Consider the following 16,226-nt stretch of genomic DNA (forward strand, 5'->3'; position numbering starts at 1 on the left):
CTCATGGAAAAGGCTGAGATCGAAGGGCTGTGGACCCATATCCACTGGCTGTCGGTGCTGGAAGAACAAGGCACCTACACCGCCGCCGCGGCACGGTTGGGGGTGAGCAAATCGGCGGTCAGCCAGCGCATCTCCGATCTGGAGAAAGCCACCGGTACGCGCCTGGTGACCCGCACCACCCGCAGCGTGCGATTGACCGAAGCCGGGCTGTCTTTGACCCGCGAAGTGCGCAGCGCCTATGCGCAGATTGCCCGCAGCTTCTCGTCGGTGCGCGACTCCGTCGGCGAAATTCGCGGCCTGGTGCGCCTGACCGCCCCCGTGGCGTTTGCCCGGCAACAACTGGTGCCGCACCTTTCCGGTTTTTTGCAGCAGTACCCGCAAGTGCGCATCCAGCTAGACGTGTCCGACGCCTTGAGCTCACTGGCGGCCGAAGGCTACGACCTGGCGGTGCGCCACGGTTTCCAGGTGCCGGAGACGCATGTGGCGTGGAAGCTGTGCGATACCACCTCAGTGCTGGTGGCTACCCAGGACTACCTGCAACGCCACGGTGAACCGCGAACCCCGGCAGACCTGGGCGCCCACAACTGCCTTTACTACCCACGGGGCAGCGACCAACCGGCCTGGACCTTCGAGCGCGGCAGCAAAAATATCGAGCGCACCACCGTGCCCATCGCCGGCAGCTTTTCAACCAACAACAGCGAGGCCTTGCGCGACGCGGCGCTCAATCACTTGGGCGTCGCCTTGCTGCCGGACTTCAGCGCCCATGCCGCCCTGGCCAGCGGCAAGCTGGTGCAGGTGTTGAAGGGCTGGACGCTCAAGGGCGCGTTTGCCGATGAAATTTATTTGATTCGGCCCTACTCGCCCCATGTGCCCAGGTCCGTGACGGTGCTGGTGGGGTATTTGAAGGAAAAACTGTCAGGCGGGTTTCAATTCACTGGCAGCTGATGAAGGCTCGCTCCTACAGAGGACAGTGACCCAATCCTGTTGAATTCTTGCCTGATCCTCTGAACTTGAAGTCGATTGCATAGATAGCTGTTGCGCGGTGGTCTAGAGTTCGACGATGGGCGACGTACAGTCGCACCGTTCCTATAAGAATTTTGCAGCACCAACCGATGATCAGCAGGTGAGCCAGCCATGGAATTACGTATTAACCAAAAGGCCTATCAAGTCGAGGCCGAGGCAGACACGCCGTTGTTGTGGGTGATCCGCGACAACCTGGGCCTGACCGGCACCAAGTACGGCTGCGGCCTGGCCCAGTGCGGCGCCTGTTCGGTGCTGGTGGACGGCAATGTGGTGCGCTCGTGCGTGACGCCGGTAGCCGGGGTGGTCGGTCGCGAGATCACCACCATCGAAGCCATCGAGGCCGACGAGGTGGGCAAACGCGTGGTCTCTGCCTGGGTCGAGCACCAGGTGGCGCAGTGCGGCTACTGCCAGTCCGGGCAAGTGATGGCGGCCACCGCGCTGCTCAAGCACACCCCCGCTCCGTCGAAAGCGCAGATCGATGCGGCAATGGTCAACCTGTGCCGCTGCGGCACTTACAACGCCATCCATGCCGCCATGGATGGCCTGGCCGCCGGGAAGGAGACCGCCTGATGAATATGTCCGAGATCCTGCCCGGCGTTAAATTGGACGAGCCGATCAACCTGTCGCGTCGGCGCTTTCTCGCCAGTACCGCCGTAGGTGCGCTGGTCATCGGCTTTGGCTTGCCCCTGGGCTCGTCGCGGGTGCAGGCCGCCACCGGCGCTGCTGAACGCGGCACCCAAGTGCCGGCGTTCCTGGAAATTCGCCCGGACGGTAGCGTGCGCCTGCTCAGCCCCTTCATGGAAGGCGGCCAGGGCACCCACACCGCCATGGCACAGATCATCGGCGAAGAGTTGGATGCCGACCCCGCCACCTTCATCGTCGAAGCCGCCCCGCCGGGTGAAGCCTACGTGGTAATGGAAAACGGCCTGCGCATCACCGGCGGCAGCATGTCGGTGCGCATGAGCTACCCGACCATGCGCCGCCTCGGCGCCCTCGCCCGCGCCATGCTGATGCAGGCCGGCGCCGAGCAACTGCGCGTGCCGCTCAGCGAGCTGACCACCCAGCCTGGCCGCGTGGTACACGCCGCTTCCGGCCGCTCCGTGGGCTACGGTGAACTGGCCGGTCGTGCCCTCGATATGCCGGTGCCCGACCCCGCTACCATCACCCTGCGCGACCCTAGCCAGTTCCGTTGGATCGGCAAGCCGGTCAAACGCCTGGATGCCTATGACAAATCCACCGGCAAGGCGCTTTACACCATCGACCTTAAACTCGACAACATGCTCCACGCCGCCGTCCAGCACGCGCCGCGCCTGGGCATGAGCGTGGGCAGCCTGCGCAACCAGGCCCAGGTCGAGGTCATGCCGGGGGTGCATTCGGTTCATACCTTGCCAGGCGCCGTGGCGGTGGTGGCCGAACGCTGGTGGCACGCCAAGCGTGCGGTGGAGGCCATCCAGGTTGAATGGCAGGAAGCCTCTGCCGACTCGACCGTACGGGCGATGCCGGCGGATTTTTCCAGCGACAAATACCTCGACTTCCTCGCCGCCCAGCAGGGCCCGGCCCGCGATGACGAAAACCAGGGCGATGTCGCCGGCGCCCTGGCTGGCGCCAAGACTCGGCTCGAAGCCACCTACCATAACCAATACCTCAACCATGCCCAGCTGGAGCCGCCTTCTGCCTTGGCGCGCTTCAACCCCGACGGCACGCTTGAGGTGTGGCTGCCCAACCAGGCGCCGGATATGTTCCGCGCCGACATTGCCAAGCGCACCGGCCTCGCCACCGAGCAAATCACCCTGCACTCCCCACTGCTGGGGGGCTTTTTTGGTCGGCATTTCCTGTATGACTCGGCTAATCCGTACCCGCAGGCTATCGCGCTGGCCAAGGCCGTCGGCCGCCCGATCAAGCTGATCTGGAGCCGTGAAGAAGAGTTCCTGCGCGATGTGTTGCGCCCGCTCGCCGTGGTGAAGTTTCGTGCCGCCCTGGACGACAAGGGCCTGCCGGTAGCCATCGAAGCGGTGAGTGCCACCGAAGGCCCTACCGAAGCCCTCAGTGGCAAACAGGGAGAGCAGATCGACCCCACCGCCCTGGAAGGCCTGTCGGGCAAGAGTTATGCGATCCCCAACAAGCGCATCGCGCAGATCTACGTCAAGGGCGCGCCCATGCTCGGCTACTGGCGTTCAGTGGGTAATTCCCTTAACGATTTTTTCTACGAAGCATTCCTGGATGAGCTGGCGGACAAGGGCGGTCATGACCCGTATGAGTTGCGCCTGCACCTGCTGCGCGACAACCCGCGGCTGACCACCTTGCTGCAAGCGGTGGGCGAGCTGTCCGGTGGCTGGAAGCGTGGCCCCTACACCGCCGAAGACGGCACGCGCCGTGCACGCGGGGTGGCCATGGCTTCGCCCTTTGGCTCTCACGCGGCGGTAGTCGCCGAAGTGTCGATCGAGAACGGCCAGGTCAAGGTTCACCATATCTGGGAGGCCATCGACCCGGGCAGCATCGTCAACCCGGCGATCATTCAAGCCCAGGTCAGCGGCGCGGTAGCCTTGGGGCTGTCGCAAACGTTGCTGGAGGAAGCGGTGTACGTGGACGGTATGCCACGGGCGCGTAACTACGACCTGTATCCGATCCTGCCGCCCTCACGTATGGCGCAGGTCCACGTGAAGATCGTCGAGAGCGGCGAAAAGATGGGTGGCATCGGTGAACCGCCATTGCCCGCCGTGGCACCGGCGGTGATCAATGCGGTGGCACAGTTGACCGGCCAGCGCATCCGCAGCTTGCCGTTGAGCCGCCACACCTTCAGTTAACCCACAGGGAACGCCCATGAACAACCGCCGATTCGCAAGAACCGCAGGCTGGCTGGCGCTGCCCTGCCTGGTCGCCGCAGGCCTGCTGGCCTGGTACGTCACCCGCGAGCCCGCCTCGCCGTTTGAACAGCAACAGGCCACCAGTTTCGACCCTGCATTGGTCAGTCGCGGCGAATACGTCGCGCGGGTGAGTGACTGTGTGGCTTGCCACAGCCTGGCCGGCAAGCAGCCCTTCGCCGGTGGCCTGGAAATGGCCACGCCCCTGGGGGCGATCCACGCCACCAACATCACCCCCGACCGCGAGCATGGCATCGGCACCTACAGCCTGGCCGACTTTGATCGCGCCGTACGCCAGGGTGTCGCACCGGGCGGCCGTCGGCTGTACCCGGCCATGCCCTACCCGTCTTACGTCAAGCTCAGCGACGACGATGTGAAAGCGCTGTATGCGTTTTTTATGAAGGGCGTGCAACCGGCCAACCAGCCGAACATCCCCAGCGATATACCCTGGCCGCTCAACCTGCGCTGGCCCATCGCCCTGTGGAATGGCGTGTTTGCGCCCACCGCCACTTACGCCGCCAAGCCCGACCAGGACGCGCTGTGGAACCGTGGCGCCTACATTGTCCAGGGCCCAGGCCACTGCGGCAGTTGCCACACACCGCGTGGCCTGGCCTTCAACGAGAAAGCCCTGGACGAATCCGGCGCGCCGTTCCTCGCTGGAGCGCTGCTTGACGGCTGGTACGCACCCAGCCTGCGCCAGGACCCCAACACCGGGCTGGGCCGCTGGAGCGAAGCGCAGATCGTGCAGTTCCTCAAGACGGGGCGCAATGCCCATGCCGTGGTCTACGGCTCGATGACCGAAGCCTTCAACAACTCCACGCAGTTCATGCAGGACGAGGACCTGGCCGCTATCGCCCGCTATCTCAAATCACTGCCCGGTGACCCGCAGCGTGATGGCAGCCCCTGGCAGTATCAGGCGGTGACAGCAAACCAGGATGCGCCCGGCGCCCACACTTATGCGACCCGCTGCGCCTCCTGCCACGGCCTCGACGGCAAAGGCCAGCCCGAATGGATGCCGCCCCTGGCCGGCGCCACGTCGGCACTGGCCAAGGAAAGCGCCTCGGCGATCAACATCACCCTCAACGGCTCGCAGCGCGTGGTGGCGGCGGGGATGCCGGACGCCTACCGGATGCCGGCGTTTCGTGAGCAGCTGTCCGACCAGGAAATCGCCGACGTGCTGAGCTACGTGCGTGGCACCTGGGGCAACAACGGTGGCGCGGTCGATGCAAAAGCGGTGAGCAAATTGCGCGGGCATACTGACCCGGCGAGCAGCAGCCCGATCATCCTGCATATGCGCTGAGTGATGTATGAACCGTGGGAGGGGACTTGCTCCCGATTGCGGTGGTTCAGTCACAGTTGCATAGACTGAAACACCTATATCGGCAGCAGGCCCCCTCTCACATTTGGCCCGGGGACCTCTATTTGCTTTCGTCCGCCTTGCCTTCCTGCATCTGCACCGAAGACTTGCTGCCGCTGGTGTTGTCTTTGGTGGTGTTATCGGAACTGTCAAAACAACCGTGCAGCATGAACACACTGCACAAGCCCAGGCACATATATAACTTCTTCATGAGATTCCCCTAGCGATGTTTGGGTGATGCATCAGCCTATGCTGTATCAGGCTGGCGCAACCGCCCATATGTTCAACGCGCAGCCTCAGCGACTGACGAGTGGCTTGCCATCAACTCGCTAGCCTTTACGCACGACCAATTTGAGCTACCCTTGATCCGTTAAGGCCCGCTATCCGGTGACCCCATGGACACATTGACCAAAGCGCAAATCCAGCGCGCGCTTGCGAGGCGGCTGTGCAACTGCCGTGTCTCCTGCACGATCAATCCGGATAACAGCCTGTCGGTGACGGTGCTCGCGCCCGATGCCAACCAGTTCACCATCGCCAACATCAACCGTGCCCAGTATCACGGCGAGCCCGGGATCAATCGGCTCGTTCGGGAAATCCTGGAAGACATGGTGGTTTCGCGACAATCGTCCCGCCTCTCCTCCGTGGAGTAAACGCAAAAATCAACGAGGCTTGCCATGCACGCTGGTGCTGCTACCCCCTTGCAACGCGTCAAAATCGACTACCTTCAAGACACGCTGCTCGGCGTGAACCCCCTGTCTTGCGAGTGCATGGCGAAGGTCATGGAAGCGGGTGCGGGCGTGTCGCTGCAAATTCTCTCGCCGTGGCCGGAACAACTATTGAAGGCCCATACGGTTCAGATCAAAACCGAAGGCCGCACCTATCACGGCGTTGTCGTTGATGCCGGCAAGAACAACGCCAATGAACTGCTGGTGACCATCAAACTCCAGGGCTAGGGACTCGCTACAGATGGTCCCGGCCGGAATGCCGTCCTTGCCGTCAGGCACCAGTAAACCGGTGTGGCGACTGCCATTTGCGCCAAACTGCACGCTTATGAAAAAGGACCCGGTACGCTGAACGCTTGTTCCACAAATCGTCGCAAACCATGCGCCCCCCCTATCCGGTTGAACACCCTCCTCGGCAGGCTTTCTAGATGTTCTCGACAACTGCCCATGGAGGGAATCCCCGATGAACATTCACCGCCTGCAACCTGCACTGCCATCGCTGTGCCTGGCAATTTGCGTCGCCTCGTTGACAGCGTGCGCGGGCAACGACTCAGCCTCAAACGTGGTGGCGCCGGGCGATGCCAAATCGCCAGGCACGCGAGCACTCGATACCGGTGCCGCCCTGCTGCAGTCACGTCCGCCCATCGACGCGCTCAATGCCTACCTGGACGGCTTTCACTTCTACAACGGCCACCCCGACGTGCAGATGGAAGCGCACCACTACTGCGCCATCCTCAATGAGGAGGTGATCCAGTGTGTGATTTACGACGGCAACCGCAAGGACGCCAAGTTGATGGGCGTGGAATACATCATCAGCGAGCAGTTGTTCAACAGCCTGCCGGCACCGGAGAAAGCCTTGTGGCACAGCCATGTGCATGAGGTGAAGTCCGGCCAGCTGGTCGCGCCTGGCATTCCCGCGGTGGCCGAGCACGCGCTGATGGAAAAGCTGGTGCACACCTACGGCAAGACCTGGCACACCTGGCATACCGACTTGCACAAGCGCCTGCCATTGGGTGTGCCTCAACTGATGATGGGGTTTACCGCTGACGGCCAGGCCGATCCGAGGATGGTCGCCGAGCGCGATCAACGCCTGGGTATCGACAGCACCGAGAAGAAGCGCTCTCGCGCCGATATAGCCCCACCGGCCATTGCACCCGGGGCGGATGCCTGGCGCCACGGCACGATCATCCAGATCGACGACCCTACCGCAACGCCCCACCGGCACTGACGGCGCCGCCGGGTCATCTGGATTGAACAATCATTGACCCGCGCTTGCCACACAAGAACACGGCTGCATCCGCCGCCCTTTGCATGAGGTATTGCAACATGTCTTACGATTATCAAGGCTCCGCCAGCATCATCACGGCTTCGCGTCACCTCGGAACCCAAGCAGATGAACGCCTCAACGAACACGTTGACGTAAATCTGACAGGTAGCGGTAAACCTACCCTGATTCGCCTGGTCTTTGACACTCCACTGGAGTGGCCCGGCCATCCCAATTTCGTCATGGTGAACTTGCCAGACGGTACCTCCGTCGGCGGTGTAATCGCCCAGATAGAGCGGCCCGCTGACAAAGCCGGGTGGGTAGAATTTACCGTGGATGACTGACTGCCGCAGCGCTGACAGCCCCCCATCGAATTGCCCGATAAGTTCTTTGAATTTTTTTTGACGTCAATTATCTGTAGTTCATGAGCATAGGGAGGCCTCATGAAAACCAACGAGCTATTTACCATCAAGTATCAACTTCACGGCGAGCCGAGGTCCTTTATCGTGCGTACGGCACGCATGAACAATGCTGAAGCATGGCACTGGGCCAGTTGCGATGCCGGCGTGGCGGTCATCCCCAGGTTCGGTCAAAACAACCTCAAGCGCGTGTCCAAGCCGATGGCGGAAAAATACGGCATTACCGATGTGCGCTGGTGCGGGGCGGAAGAAATTCAGTGGGCGGAGGGTGTCACACAATGAACAGTCAGGTGCTGGATTACACAATCAGTCAAAGGTGGGATGAGGAGATTGCGCAGAACACCCAGATGTTTTTCGAAGCGGATCGACTGGATGCGCAGGCGTATAACATCATCGAACACTACAGTGGCGATGCAACGACCTGGGCGCGCTTCACCGAGGCGAAGAAGCTTGCGGATGCGCAGCGGACTGCGGCTTATCGAGAGTGGATGCGTATACGGCGGGCTATGAGAACGTAGGAGCGAGCTTGCTCGCGAAAAATGTCAACGATAATGCGTAAACCTGAAGGGACGCGGCGCTTGTGAGCCTTTCGCGAGCAAGCTTGCTCCTACAAAAAAGACACGCCCCGTCCGGGGCGTGTCAGTCAACAAAGCGTGGACTGGTTTGTCGCTATCGGGGCATGGGTGTCTACACACCTTTGGTGTGACGCCGGACCTGTGGGAGAGGGCTTGCCCCCGATGGCGGCCTAAGAGCCGACCAGGATGCTGGACTTTGACCGAGTACATATCCGTTATTTGAGTCACGGCTGCTATTGGTTCCGCTTTTACAGCGGGTCACTTTCGAAAAGCGCGAAAGTAACCAAAGCGCTCTTGCCCCACCACTCGGCACCTCGCCTAGGCTCGGTGTGCCCGTAATCCGCCAGGGATTTGGGGGGCCGCCGCCACGCGCCATCCATGGCGCGGGGCGGCTAAACCGGCATCCCTGCCGGTTTACCCCCCAAATCCCTGTCGAATTCCGGCCAGCGTGGTTTAACGGGGCGCCTCAGATCAAAAGCAGATCAAGAGCAAGATCAAGAGCGACTCGCTTCGCATCGTGGTTAGCGTCGGCAGTGGCTACAAAAGTTGTGTAGATACCCATGGCTATCGGGGGCAAGCCCCCTTTCACATTTTAACGCTGCTTGAATCAGGGGGGATGTGCCGATTCAAAGAATCGGCTTGCCCCCCGTCACGCCATAGCGCTCGCCAGAGATGTAACTGCCTTCATCCGACGCCAGCAACACATAGATGGGCGCCACTTCCACCGGCTGGCCTGGGCGGCCCAGTGGCGTGTTGCCACCGAAATGCTTCACCGACTCCTCGGGCATGGTCGACACGATCAACGGCGTCCAGATCGGCCCCGGCGCTACGCTGTTCACCCGAATGCCACGCTCGCCCAGCATCTGCGCCAGGCCGGCGGTGAAGTTGGCAATGGCACCCTTGGTGGCCGCATAGGGCAACAGGGTCGGGTTGGGCATATCGGAATTGACCGACGAGGTGTTGATGATCGAACTGCCTTGCGCCATATGCGGCAACGCTGCCTTGCAGATGCGAAACATCGCCGTGATATTGACGTTGAAGGTTTTCACCCAATCCTCGTCGGGAATGTCCTCCAGAGACTTATAGGTCATCTGGAATGCAGCGTTATTGACCAACACATCGATACGGCCGAATTTCTCGACGGTGTCATTGACGATCGCCGTGCACTGCGCCGCGTCGCCCAGGTCGCCGGGCAGCAACAGGCACTGGCGCCCTGCCGCTTCGACCCAGCGAGCGGTCTCCTTGGCGTCCTCATGCTCGTCCAGATACGACACCGCGACGTCCGCGCCTTCGCGAGCAAAGGCAATCGCCACCGCACGCCCGATACCGCTGTCGGCGCCGGTGATCAACGCAATCTTGTTGGCCAGGCGCCCCGAGCCTTTGTAGCTTTGCTCACCGCAATCCGGCACCGGGTCCATCTTGCGCTGGTCGCCCGGAACGGGCTGCTGCTGGGGATTGAAGGGTGGTGTTGGGTAGTGGTTCATCGGATTCCCTCCTGTGTATGGATACTGTTGCGAGGGCGTGCCGAGCGCGATAGTTCAGAGCAATTTTCATAAAATCGGATAACCGTTGCCGACAGATTTCCCTTTTTGTTGTAGGAGCGAGCTTGTTCGCGAAAATCATCAACGCTGACGTGTACTTTCTGAATGAACACGGCGCCTGAGAGTTTTTCACGAGCAAGCTCGCGCCTACCGTTGCGTAATAAAAATGTGCTATCCCTATGCGCTAGGGACTCATACATGAACGTGAAGCCGGCACTCGCCACGTGGAAGAAAAAACCAGAACGCCCATGACTGAACACCGCTCCCCCACCGCCGCAGAGTGGCTGATCCGCCAGGCCCAACCCGACGACGTACACGCCCTGGTTGAACTGGACGCCTACGCGGCTGCCCATGCCCACCGCCGCGTGTTTATCCACGATGCCGTCGTTAACCAGCAATGCCTGGTGGCAGTCAGCGACCACACGTGCGCCGGGTACCTGGTGCTCACCCACGACTTTTTCGATCACGGCTTTATTGCCCTTGTGGTGGTATCACCGACCTACCAGCGCCAGGGTGTGGCCCTGCGCCTGCTGGCGGCGGCCGAGGCGGCCTGCAAGACGCCGAAGTTGTTCGCCTCCACCAACGCCTCCAACCGCGCGTCCCAGGCATTGATGACAAAGGCCGGATTCATACCCAGCGGGCAGATCGAGAACCTCGACGAAGACGACCCCGAGTGCGTGTACGTCAAATTCCTGCGCTGATCTGCATCAGGCCCAGGCGATCACCCACGCCGCCAGGTAAAGGCCCACACCAAAAACGCCATGGTTGATCAGGCTGCGCAGTCGGTTCTTGCCTGGCGTCGGCGTCCTGGACGATGCAAACCCGGCCCCCATGGCCGGCTGTATCACAAACAGCGGAACGGCCACTGTCACAACACCCCACGCCAGTGCAGGTACAAAGGTCGGCGCCAGCAACCAGGCATCGCCTTCAATCCACACCAGCACCCACGCGAGCACCACTCCGGTGACGTAATGCGCGATCCAACCCAGGGCTACTTCACCTCGAACGGGAAGCGCTTGCCCAATGCTTGAATGCGCAAATCGCCCCCGGCACGCATGGCCGACCCAACGCCCAACGAACGCAAAATTCAGGGTCGGAAAGCCAAGCACCTTCATCAGCAGCATCCACATATCCATCACCACGGTAGCCCCTGCCCCCAACAACACCACCTGTGCAACCCCTTCCAGCGCTGTCATACCTACCTCTTAGTCATGGACCCATTCGACCTGCGCAGGCATCATAGAAGTTGAAGTCAACTTCAAGTCAATGGTCTGCCAATGGATATCACCGAGGTCGTCAAACGCACGGGCATTCCTGCCCATACGCTGCGTTTTTATGAAAAGAAGGGGTTGATTACATCGACCAGCCCGCCCGGTGCTCGCCGTCATTTCGCAGCAGCGGTCGTTGAGCAGTTGGCGGTCATCGCCCTCGGGCAGGCGGGTGGCCTGTCGCTGGACGAGATACACGCCATGCTGTCACCCAATGGCCAGGCCAATGTGGATAGAGCGGTGCTGCTGTCCAAGGCCGACGAGATTGATGCCACGGTCAAACACCTGCAGGCGATGAGCCGGGGCTTGCGCCATGCGGCCGCCTGCCCTGCCCCCAACCACGCACAATGCCCGACTTTTCGCCGCCTACTCACCATCGCAGCAGCAGGAACCTTCAAGCGCGGCAGCGCCGGTCTCGCCAGGGTTCGGCCTGCTCACTCAAACACTGAGGCACTATGATTCGCCACTTTCAACCTGCCGACCTGGAACCCGTCCTGGATATTTGGCTGCACGCGTCCATCCTGGCCCACCACTTTATCGACCCCGCCTTCTGGCATGACCAACTGGGCGCCATGCGCGAGGTCTACCTGCCCAGCGCCGTGACCCGTGTGTTTGAAGCCGACGGGAAAGTGCTGGGCTTCAGTTGCGTATATGAAGACACCCTGGCGGCGCTGTTTGTCGCGCCTGAGCATCAGGGCAGTGGTATCGGTACACAATTGCTCAAGGACGCGCAGGCAGCCAGAACCTCACTTCAACTGAGCGTGTATTCGCAGAATGTTCCCAGCCTTGACTTCTACAAGAAGCACGGTTTTATCGCACTCAGAGAGCAACGGGACGAACACACAGGTCACCTTGAAACAGTGATGGGCTGGGCGCCTGATGGATTATTTGACCCACTGCCCTGATGACTCCAACCCGGCGCATCGGCGAGGAGTTGAAATGCCCTTGCGGCGGCCACCGGCATGCGTGTTCGGCGCTGGCCTATTGGCGATCAGCTAACGGTGTGACGCCTTGTTCAGGAACCTTTTCTTGAATACACAATCTGTGCATTTCCCTTGCGACCTAATTTGAGAACTGCGCGCATGATTCTGAGAAAAGCCTTCCTGTGCCTTTTACTGCTAAGCGCCGGCTTCATCGCTGGCTATGCGGCCAAGCCCACTGCGCAATTGGAAGTCACGGCAGGCCAACTCATGGAGTGTGGTGAAGTGATGATTCCGACGCTGGGTATGTGAGGTTAGAGCAGACAATCAAGGCCCCGTGGCTTGCAGGGAAAATCCATTGCGTCCCGCAGCCTTCGCCGAGTAAAGCGCCTGATCAGCCGCCTCGATCAATCCGAGCGGCGGTTCCAGACGCAAACCCGTGCCCGCGGCAATGCCGATACTCACACTGACGTAACCGAACGGGCTGCCTGGGTGCGTGATGTTTTCGTGCTGCAGCGACTCAAGGATCCGTTGCGCGACCACCGCCGCGCCTTGGCTGTCGGTGCCGGGCATGATGATCGCCATTTCCTCACCGCCATAACGCGCCACCAGGTCTGACGGTCGTCGCGCGCATCGTTCCAATAGCCTGCTGACCCTCTGCAAGCAAGTGTCGCCGACCACGTGACCGAAGGCATCGTTGTAGCGTTTGAAATGGTCGATATCGATCATCAACAACGCCAGCGACGTACCTTCACGCTGCGCCCGGCGTGCTTCCAGGGCCAGTGTTTCATCGAAACAACGGCGGTTCGCCAAACCGGTCAACGCGTCCTTCATCGCCAGGAACGCCAATTGACGATTGGAATCGAGCAACTGTTGCTGGGCGACGCGCAGCGCCTCTTCCGCCGCGGTTCGCCGGCGAATATCCAGAATCAGGAACCAGCCGATCAGCCCGGTCAGCCCCAACAAGCCCGCCACCACGACTGCCGACAGTGCCGCCTCGATGCGCCACGCCGCGAGGGCTTCATGCTTGCCCAGCGCGACGGTGGTAATCAGCGGCAGCGTTTCGCTTTTGCGAAAGGCATACAACCGCTCCACACCATCCAGGCTGGAGGTATGCGCGGTGGTGCCGAAAGGCTGATCGAAATACTTGGCGTAAATAGGCGACTTGGAAAAATTGCGCCCCATGTCCTGTTCACGGAAGGGATAGCGCACCAGCAACGTGCCGTCGGTGTAGGACAAGCCGATGGCACCCTCCTGGCCAACGTCAAGCTTGCCGAACACGCGCAGAAAGTTTTCCACCCCCAGCGTCACCGCGACCACCCCGGCAAAATTGCCCGATGCATCATTGAATCGGCGGCTGACGGTAACCACCCATTCCTGATTGGCACGGCTCTGAACCGGTGGGCCAATGAACGGCTCGGGGCTCGGATCGTCACGATGATGAATGAAATAGGCGCGATCGCTGCTATTGGCCCCCTCTGGAATCCGCCGGTTGGAGGACATCAACCAGCCGCCCTGACGGTCATACACCGTGATGCCACTGAGCTGCGGCATCAGCGGCTGCTGGCGGTTGATCAACGCATGGATACGCTCGATTTGCGCCGGGCCACTGCCTTCGGTTTCGAGGCGCTCGACCAGGCCCAGCAACAACAGCGCGCTTTGCCGGACGATACCTTCGGTATAGGTATTGAGTGCCTGGGTCAGGTTCAAACCATGCACATCCACTTCCGCCAGCGCGCGCTCACGCGAAGACAGAACCTTCCAGATCGTCAACGAGGTCAGGGAGCAACCAATCACCAACAGCAAAAGCATCACAAGGCGGGTATCGCGCTTCACGTCAGCACCTTAAGGAAGTCCGGTTTCCAGTCCAGCCATCATTCGAACGTCGGCACTTACAGAGGCCACCGGTTTCTGGGCGCAAGCATACAAGCACTCTGCTTGCACTGCAGCAATAGCACCCACAGAAATTTCCTACACCAACAGCCTCGCCTCGGCTTGAACCAGACCATACGGCTCACGCCCCACCCTGCTGAAAACTCAACAGCGCCTGCTCAAGATCATCTATCGCGCCTTCAACCTCTGCCACACTCGCCTCAAGTGAAACAACCGATGCTTCAGGGCCAGTGCAAGCAACCTCCAGGGCCCGGCACCGTTCTACCAGTGCTCACCTTTAACCACACGGGCATCGGGCCGATGGCGTTGACCGCGAAGATGCGCTGCATGCGCTCCAGGCTCAGGTCCTCCAGACGCGACTGAGTCGTCAGCACGCCGGTATTATTGACCAGTACGTCGAGGCGCCCGAACCTGCGGTCGATGGCCGGGCGGTCGCGGCACCCACTCCACGACTGCCACCGGTGATCAGGATCAGCGGTGCCTGCGAGACGTCAACCATTGAAAATACCTCCTTGGGAGATGGCTGTATCAGCCGATGATGAGGGTGCCGCCGGCGATCACCACGCACGCCAGGACCCTGCGCGCGGTAAGGGTTTCGCCCAGAAAAAAGTAGCCAATCAACATCGCGAACAACACGCTGGTTTCGCGCAATGCCGATACCGCGCCCAACGGCGCTTCGTTCATCGCGTAGATCACGATTGCATAGGCCAGCAAAGACACCAGCCCGCCGACCACCGCGGCCAAGGTACCGGGGCGCAGGCTTAATAAACTGCGGGCATCGCGCAGGCCGATGTACACCGCTGGCATCATCACGCCCCACAACGCGCACATCCATACGGTATAGGCCAGCGGCGCGCCGGAGAGCCTGGCGCCGATACCGTCGACAACGCTGTAGGCCGCGATGAAACAGCCCGTTCCCAGCGCATAAGGCAGGCTGGGAACCGACAACCGACGCCCGCTGAAAGCCAGGGAAATAATCGCCCCTGACACCAGTGCAATCCCCAGCAACTCGACGGGCGCAATGCGTTCCCCGGCAAATACCGCAGCCCCCAGGGTGATCAGCGCCGGCGACGAGCCCCGGGAAATCGGATAGATCTGCCCCAGGTCGCCCACCCGGTAGCTGCGCACCAGGAACAGGTTGTAACCGACATGCAGCAACGCCGAAAGCACCCCATAGCCCCAGCTCTCAATCGCCGGCGTCACCATGAACGTAGCGGCGATGAGACTGGTGAAGGCAATGGCCATGCACATGACAGTCATCGACCATAGCCGGTCGGCACCACCACGCAATAGCGCGTTCCAGCTGGCATGAAGCAGGGCGGCGAACAGCACCAGGAAGATGATATGAGTAGGCATGCGCCATCTTAGGCAAGCCAAGGCCCCGGCTTACAGCGAAGTCTGCTCATCACAGCATGAACAGATACTCATACCTCATTGATCCGCCCGTTGTACTTTCAGCGCCTCGCTCATCAGCCATTGACGAAAGCTGAAGATATGCGGCTGGGTTTCGATGCCCTTGGGGCACACAAAATAGTAGGCAAGCGGTGACGGGAACGGCACATCGAACAGGCGCACCAGGCGACCGTCACTTATTTCCTGCTCCACATGCCCGCTGCGCACCAACGCGATGCCATGGCCGAGCAGGGCCGCCTCGACGGTCATGTTGGTATCGCCAAACCTGACGCTTTCCCTGAGCGGCGTAAAAGCCAGCCCCACCGCTTGAAACCAGACCTCCCATTTCGGTGCCAGCTCGGCGCCATCGCGGGCCAGCAGCGGGAAGTCCAATAAATGGGCGGGGCTGCCCGGGGTGCCAAGGCGCCGCAACAATTCGGGGCTGGCCACCGGAAACACCTGCTCGCCGAACAAAAACTCCGAATACAGGCCCGGGTAGTTCCCCTTGCCCAGCCGGACCGCGACATCAGCTTGGGCGTCGGAAAAGTGGATGACGTCGTCCGTGGTGTCCAGCGCAACCAGCAGCTCGGGGTGCTGGCGGGCGAGGTTCGGCAAGCGTGGCAGCAGCCATTTCAAGGCAAAGGAATAAGTGGTGCTGACCTTGAGCCGTACCCTGCCCTTTTGCTCGCGCAGGTCGGCCAGGGTCGCCTCCAGGCTCATGAAGAATTCGCGCACGATGGGCGCCAGGGTAGCCCCCGCCGGGGTCAGGCGTAACGACTGGCCACGCTCGAACAACGCCAGGCCCCACAGCGCTTCCAGGTGCTTGAGCTGGTGGCTGACCGCGCTCTGAGTAACATGCAACTCCTGCGCGGCCGCGGTAAAGGTCGGGTGGCGAGTGGCGGCTTCGAAGGCGCGCAAGGTCGCGGTGGGCGGCAGATCTCTCATAGATAGGGTGTCCGGCGAGTTAGTAGTAAGCGCTGAGCATGAGCAT

Annotated in this window: 20 protein-coding genes and 1 pseudogene; 14 read left to right on the forward strand and 7 right to left on the reverse strand. The window is 61.1% G+C overall.

Annotated features, from left to right (window positions below; translation table 11 throughout):
- Positions 1–3: 3 nt before the first annotated feature.
- The 4 genes from JH25_RS23360 (at position 4) to JH25_RS23345 (ending at position 5,184) form a co-directional block, all read left to right on the forward strand.
- Entirely contained in the window at positions 4–945 is a 942-nt protein-coding gene (locus JH25_RS23360) for a LysR family transcriptional regulator (protein ID WP_032876567.1), read from the forward strand.
- A gap of 189 nt (positions 946–1,134) precedes the next feature.
- A complete protein-coding gene (locus JH25_RS23355) occupies positions 1,135–1,593 on the forward strand; it encodes a (2Fe-2S)-binding protein (RefSeq protein ID WP_032876571.1) in 459 nt (152 codons plus the stop codon).
- Positions 1,593–3,827 carry a xanthine dehydrogenase family protein molybdopterin-binding subunit gene (locus tag JH25_RS23350; protein WP_032876574.1) on the forward strand — a complete coding sequence of 745 codons (2,235 nt, stop codon included), beginning with the start codon at positions 1,593–1,595 and terminating at the stop codon, positions 3,825–3,827. The genes JH25_RS23355 and JH25_RS23350 overlap by 1 nt, the downstream gene beginning before the upstream one ends.
- Positions 3,828–3,843: 16 nt before the next feature.
- Complete coding sequence (locus tag JH25_RS23345) at positions 3,844–5,184, forward strand: c-type cytochrome (protein WP_032876576.1); 1,341 nt, start codon at positions 3,844–3,846, stop codon at positions 5,182–5,184.
- 118 nt (positions 5,185–5,302) lie between these two features.
- Here JH25_RS23345 and JH25_RS28545 read toward each other — a convergent pair whose 3' ends face one another.
- Positions 5,303–5,452 carry a hypothetical protein gene (locus tag JH25_RS28545; protein WP_005787387.1) on the reverse strand — a complete coding sequence of 50 codons (150 nt, stop codon included), beginning with the start codon at positions 5,450–5,452 and terminating at the stop codon, positions 5,303–5,305.
- A 184-nt stretch (positions 5,453–5,636) separates the two neighbouring features.
- Between JH25_RS28545 and JH25_RS23340 the strand changes: the two genes are divergently transcribed.
- The 6 genes from JH25_RS23340 (at position 5,637) to JH25_RS23315 (ending at position 8,164) form a co-directional block, all read left to right on the forward strand.
- Positions 5,637–5,891 (forward strand): hypothetical protein, encoded by a 255-nt coding sequence (locus JH25_RS23340; protein ID WP_005787385.1) that lies wholly within the window; start codon positions 5,637–5,639, stop codon positions 5,889–5,891.
- 24 nt (positions 5,892–5,915) lie between these two features.
- Positions 5,916–6,194, forward strand: a complete 279-nt coding sequence (locus tag JH25_RS23335) for a hypothetical protein (protein ID WP_032876579.1) — start codon at positions 5,916–5,918, stop codon at positions 6,192–6,194.
- 232 nt (positions 6,195–6,426) lie between these two features.
- Positions 6,427–7,191 (forward strand): OBAP family protein, encoded by a 765-nt coding sequence (locus tag JH25_RS23330; protein WP_032876582.1) that lies wholly within the window; start codon positions 6,427–6,429, stop codon positions 7,189–7,191.
- Between the two features lie 98 nt (positions 7,192–7,289).
- On the forward strand, positions 7,290–7,571 hold the full coding sequence (locus JH25_RS23325; protein WP_032876585.1) for a hypothetical protein: 282 nt from the start codon (positions 7,290–7,292) through the stop codon (positions 7,569–7,571).
- 99 nt (positions 7,572–7,670) lie between these two features.
- Positions 7,671–7,928, forward strand: a complete 258-nt coding sequence (locus tag JH25_RS23320; RefSeq protein WP_005787382.1) for a DUF6555 family protein — start codon at positions 7,671–7,673, stop codon at positions 7,926–7,928.
- Entirely contained in the window at positions 7,925–8,164 is a 240-nt protein-coding gene (locus JH25_RS23315; RefSeq protein WP_005787380.1) for a hypothetical protein, read from the forward strand. The genes JH25_RS23320 and JH25_RS23315 overlap by 4 nt, the downstream gene beginning before the upstream one ends.
- A 683-nt stretch (positions 8,165–8,847) precedes the next feature.
- Here JH25_RS23315 and JH25_RS23310 read toward each other — a convergent pair.
- A complete protein-coding gene (locus tag JH25_RS23310) occupies positions 8,848–9,705 on the reverse strand; it encodes an SDR family oxidoreductase (protein WP_032876588.1) in 858 nt (285 codons plus the stop codon).
- Between the two features lie 305 nt (positions 9,706–10,010).
- On the opposite strand from JH25_RS23310, the gene JH25_RS23305 reads away from it, so the two are divergent.
- The gene (locus JH25_RS23305) at positions 10,011–10,463 is read left to right on the forward strand and encodes a GNAT family N-acetyltransferase (RefSeq protein ID WP_032876592.1); all 453 of its coding nucleotides are present in this window, start codon (positions 10,011–10,013) and stop codon (positions 10,461–10,463) included.
- Positions 10,464–10,469: 6 nt separating this feature from the next.
- On the opposite strand, the gene JH25_RS23300 is transcribed toward JH25_RS23305, so the two are convergent.
- Positions 10,470–10,958, reverse strand: a complete 489-nt coding sequence (locus JH25_RS23300) for a DUF2938 domain-containing protein (protein ID WP_032876595.1) — start codon at positions 10,956–10,958, stop codon at positions 10,470–10,472.
- An 81-nt stretch (positions 10,959–11,039) separates the two neighbouring features.
- Between JH25_RS23300 and JH25_RS23295 the strand changes: the two genes are divergently transcribed.
- The 3 genes from JH25_RS23295 (at position 11,040) to JH25_RS28550 (ending at position 12,262) form a co-directional block, all read left to right on the forward strand.
- Entirely contained in the window at positions 11,040–11,489 is a 450-nt protein-coding gene (locus JH25_RS23295) for a helix-turn-helix domain-containing protein (protein WP_032876598.1), read from the forward strand.
- Positions 11,486–11,935, forward strand: a complete 450-nt coding sequence (locus JH25_RS23290) for an N-acetyltransferase (RefSeq protein WP_032876600.1) — start codon at positions 11,486–11,488, stop codon at positions 11,933–11,935. Before JH25_RS23295 ends, JH25_RS23290 begins: the two co-directional genes overlap by 4 nt.
- 177 nt (positions 11,936–12,112) lie before the next feature.
- The gene (locus JH25_RS28550) at positions 12,113–12,262 is read left to right on the forward strand and encodes a hypothetical protein (RefSeq protein ID WP_164699489.1); all 150 of its coding nucleotides are present in this window, start codon (positions 12,113–12,115) and stop codon (positions 12,260–12,262) included.
- A 15-nt stretch (positions 12,263–12,277) separates the two neighbouring features.
- Here the strand turns inward: JH25_RS28550 and JH25_RS23280 are convergent, their stop codons facing one another.
- The 4 genes and pseudogenes from JH25_RS23280 to gcvA form a co-directional block, all read right to left on the reverse strand.
- Positions 12,278–13,786, reverse strand: coding sequence for a sensor domain-containing diguanylate cyclase (locus JH25_RS23280; protein ID WP_032876607.1), 1,509 nt, complete (start codon positions 13,784–13,786; stop codon positions 12,278–12,280).
- 347 nt (positions 13,787–14,133) lie between these two features.
- A pseudogene (locus tag JH25_RS27805) lies at positions 14,134–14,342 on the reverse strand (SDR family NAD(P)-dependent oxidoreductase); the annotation flags it as partial.
- Between the two features lie 29 nt (positions 14,343–14,371).
- Positions 14,372–15,199: a DMT family transporter gene (locus JH25_RS23275; RefSeq protein ID WP_032876610.1), complete on the reverse strand. Its 828-nt coding sequence runs from the start codon at positions 15,197–15,199 to the stop codon at positions 14,372–14,374.
- A gap of 75 nt (positions 15,200–15,274) precedes the next feature.
- On the reverse strand, positions 15,275–16,180 hold the full coding sequence (gcvA, locus tag JH25_RS23270; protein WP_032876613.1) for a transcriptional regulator GcvA: 906 nt from the start codon (positions 16,178–16,180) through the stop codon (positions 15,275–15,277).
- Between the last annotated feature and the right edge of the window lie 46 nt (positions 16,181–16,226).

This window comes from Pseudomonas sp. BRG-100, assembly GCF_000737955.1.
Classification (GTDB): Bacteria; Pseudomonadota; Gammaproteobacteria; order Pseudomonadales; family Pseudomonadaceae; genus Aquipseudomonas; species Aquipseudomonas synxantha_A.

Bases quoted from the DNA above. Each gene is read 5' to 3' on its own strand.
- JH25_RS28545 (WP_005787387.1), bottom strand. From the start codon at position 5,452: ATGAAGAAGTTATATATGTGCCTGGGCTTGTGCAGTGTGTTCATGCTG.
- JH25_RS23350 (WP_032876574.1), top strand. From the start codon at position 1,593: ATGAATATGTCCGAGATCCTGCCCGGCGTTAAATTGGACGAGCCGATC.
- JH25_RS23330 (WP_032876582.1), top strand. From the start codon at position 6,427: ATGAACATTCACCGCCTGCAACCTGCACTGCCATCGCTGTGCCTGGCA.
- JH25_RS23325 (WP_032876585.1), top strand. From the start codon at position 7,290: ATGTCTTACGATTATCAAGGCTCCGCCAGCATCATCACGGCTTCGCGT.
- JH25_RS23335 (WP_032876579.1), top strand. From the start codon at position 5,916: ATGCACGCTGGTGCTGCTACCCCCTTGCAACGCGTCAAAATCGACTAC.
- JH25_RS23300 (WP_032876595.1), bottom strand. From the start codon at position 10,958: ATGACAGCGCTGGAAGGGGTTGCACAGGTGGTGTTGTTGGGGGCAGGG.
- JH25_RS28550 (WP_164699489.1), top strand. From the start codon at position 12,113: ATGATTCTGAGAAAAGCCTTCCTGTGCCTTTTACTGCTAAGCGCCGGC.
- JH25_RS23295 (WP_032876598.1), top strand. From the start codon at position 11,040: ATGGATATCACCGAGGTCGTCAAACGCACGGGCATTCCTGCCCATACG.
- JH25_RS23345 (WP_032876576.1), top strand. From the start codon at position 3,844: ATGAACAACCGCCGATTCGCAAGAACCGCAGGCTGGCTGGCGCTGCCC.
- JH25_RS23355 (WP_032876571.1), top strand. From the start codon at position 1,135: ATGGAATTACGTATTAACCAAAAGGCCTATCAAGTCGAGGCCGAGGCA.
- gcvA (WP_032876613.1), bottom strand. From the start codon at position 16,180: ATGAGAGATCTGCCGCCCACCGCGACCTTGCGCGCCTTCGAAGCCGCC.
- JH25_RS23340 (WP_005787385.1), top strand. From the start codon at position 5,637: ATGGACACATTGACCAAAGCGCAAATCCAGCGCGCGCTTGCGAGGCGG.
- JH25_RS23290 (WP_032876600.1), top strand. From the start codon at position 11,486: ATGATTCGCCACTTTCAACCTGCCGACCTGGAACCCGTCCTGGATATT.
- JH25_RS23310 (WP_032876588.1), bottom strand. From the start codon at position 9,705: ATGAACCACTACCCAACACCACCCTTCAATCCCCAGCAGCAGCCCGTT.
- JH25_RS23275 (WP_032876610.1), bottom strand. From the start codon at position 15,199: ATGCCTACTCATATCATCTTCCTGGTGCTGTTCGCCGCCCTGCTTCAT.
- JH25_RS23360 (WP_032876567.1), top strand. From the start codon at position 4: ATGGAAAAGGCTGAGATCGAAGGGCTGTGGACCCATATCCACTGGCTG.
- JH25_RS23315 (WP_005787380.1), top strand. From the start codon at position 7,925: ATGAACAGTCAGGTGCTGGATTACACAATCAGTCAAAGGTGGGATGAG.
- JH25_RS23305 (WP_032876592.1), top strand. From the start codon at position 10,011: ATGACTGAACACCGCTCCCCCACCGCCGCAGAGTGGCTGATCCGCCAG.
- JH25_RS23320 (WP_005787382.1), top strand. From the start codon at position 7,671: ATGAAAACCAACGAGCTATTTACCATCAAGTATCAACTTCACGGCGAG.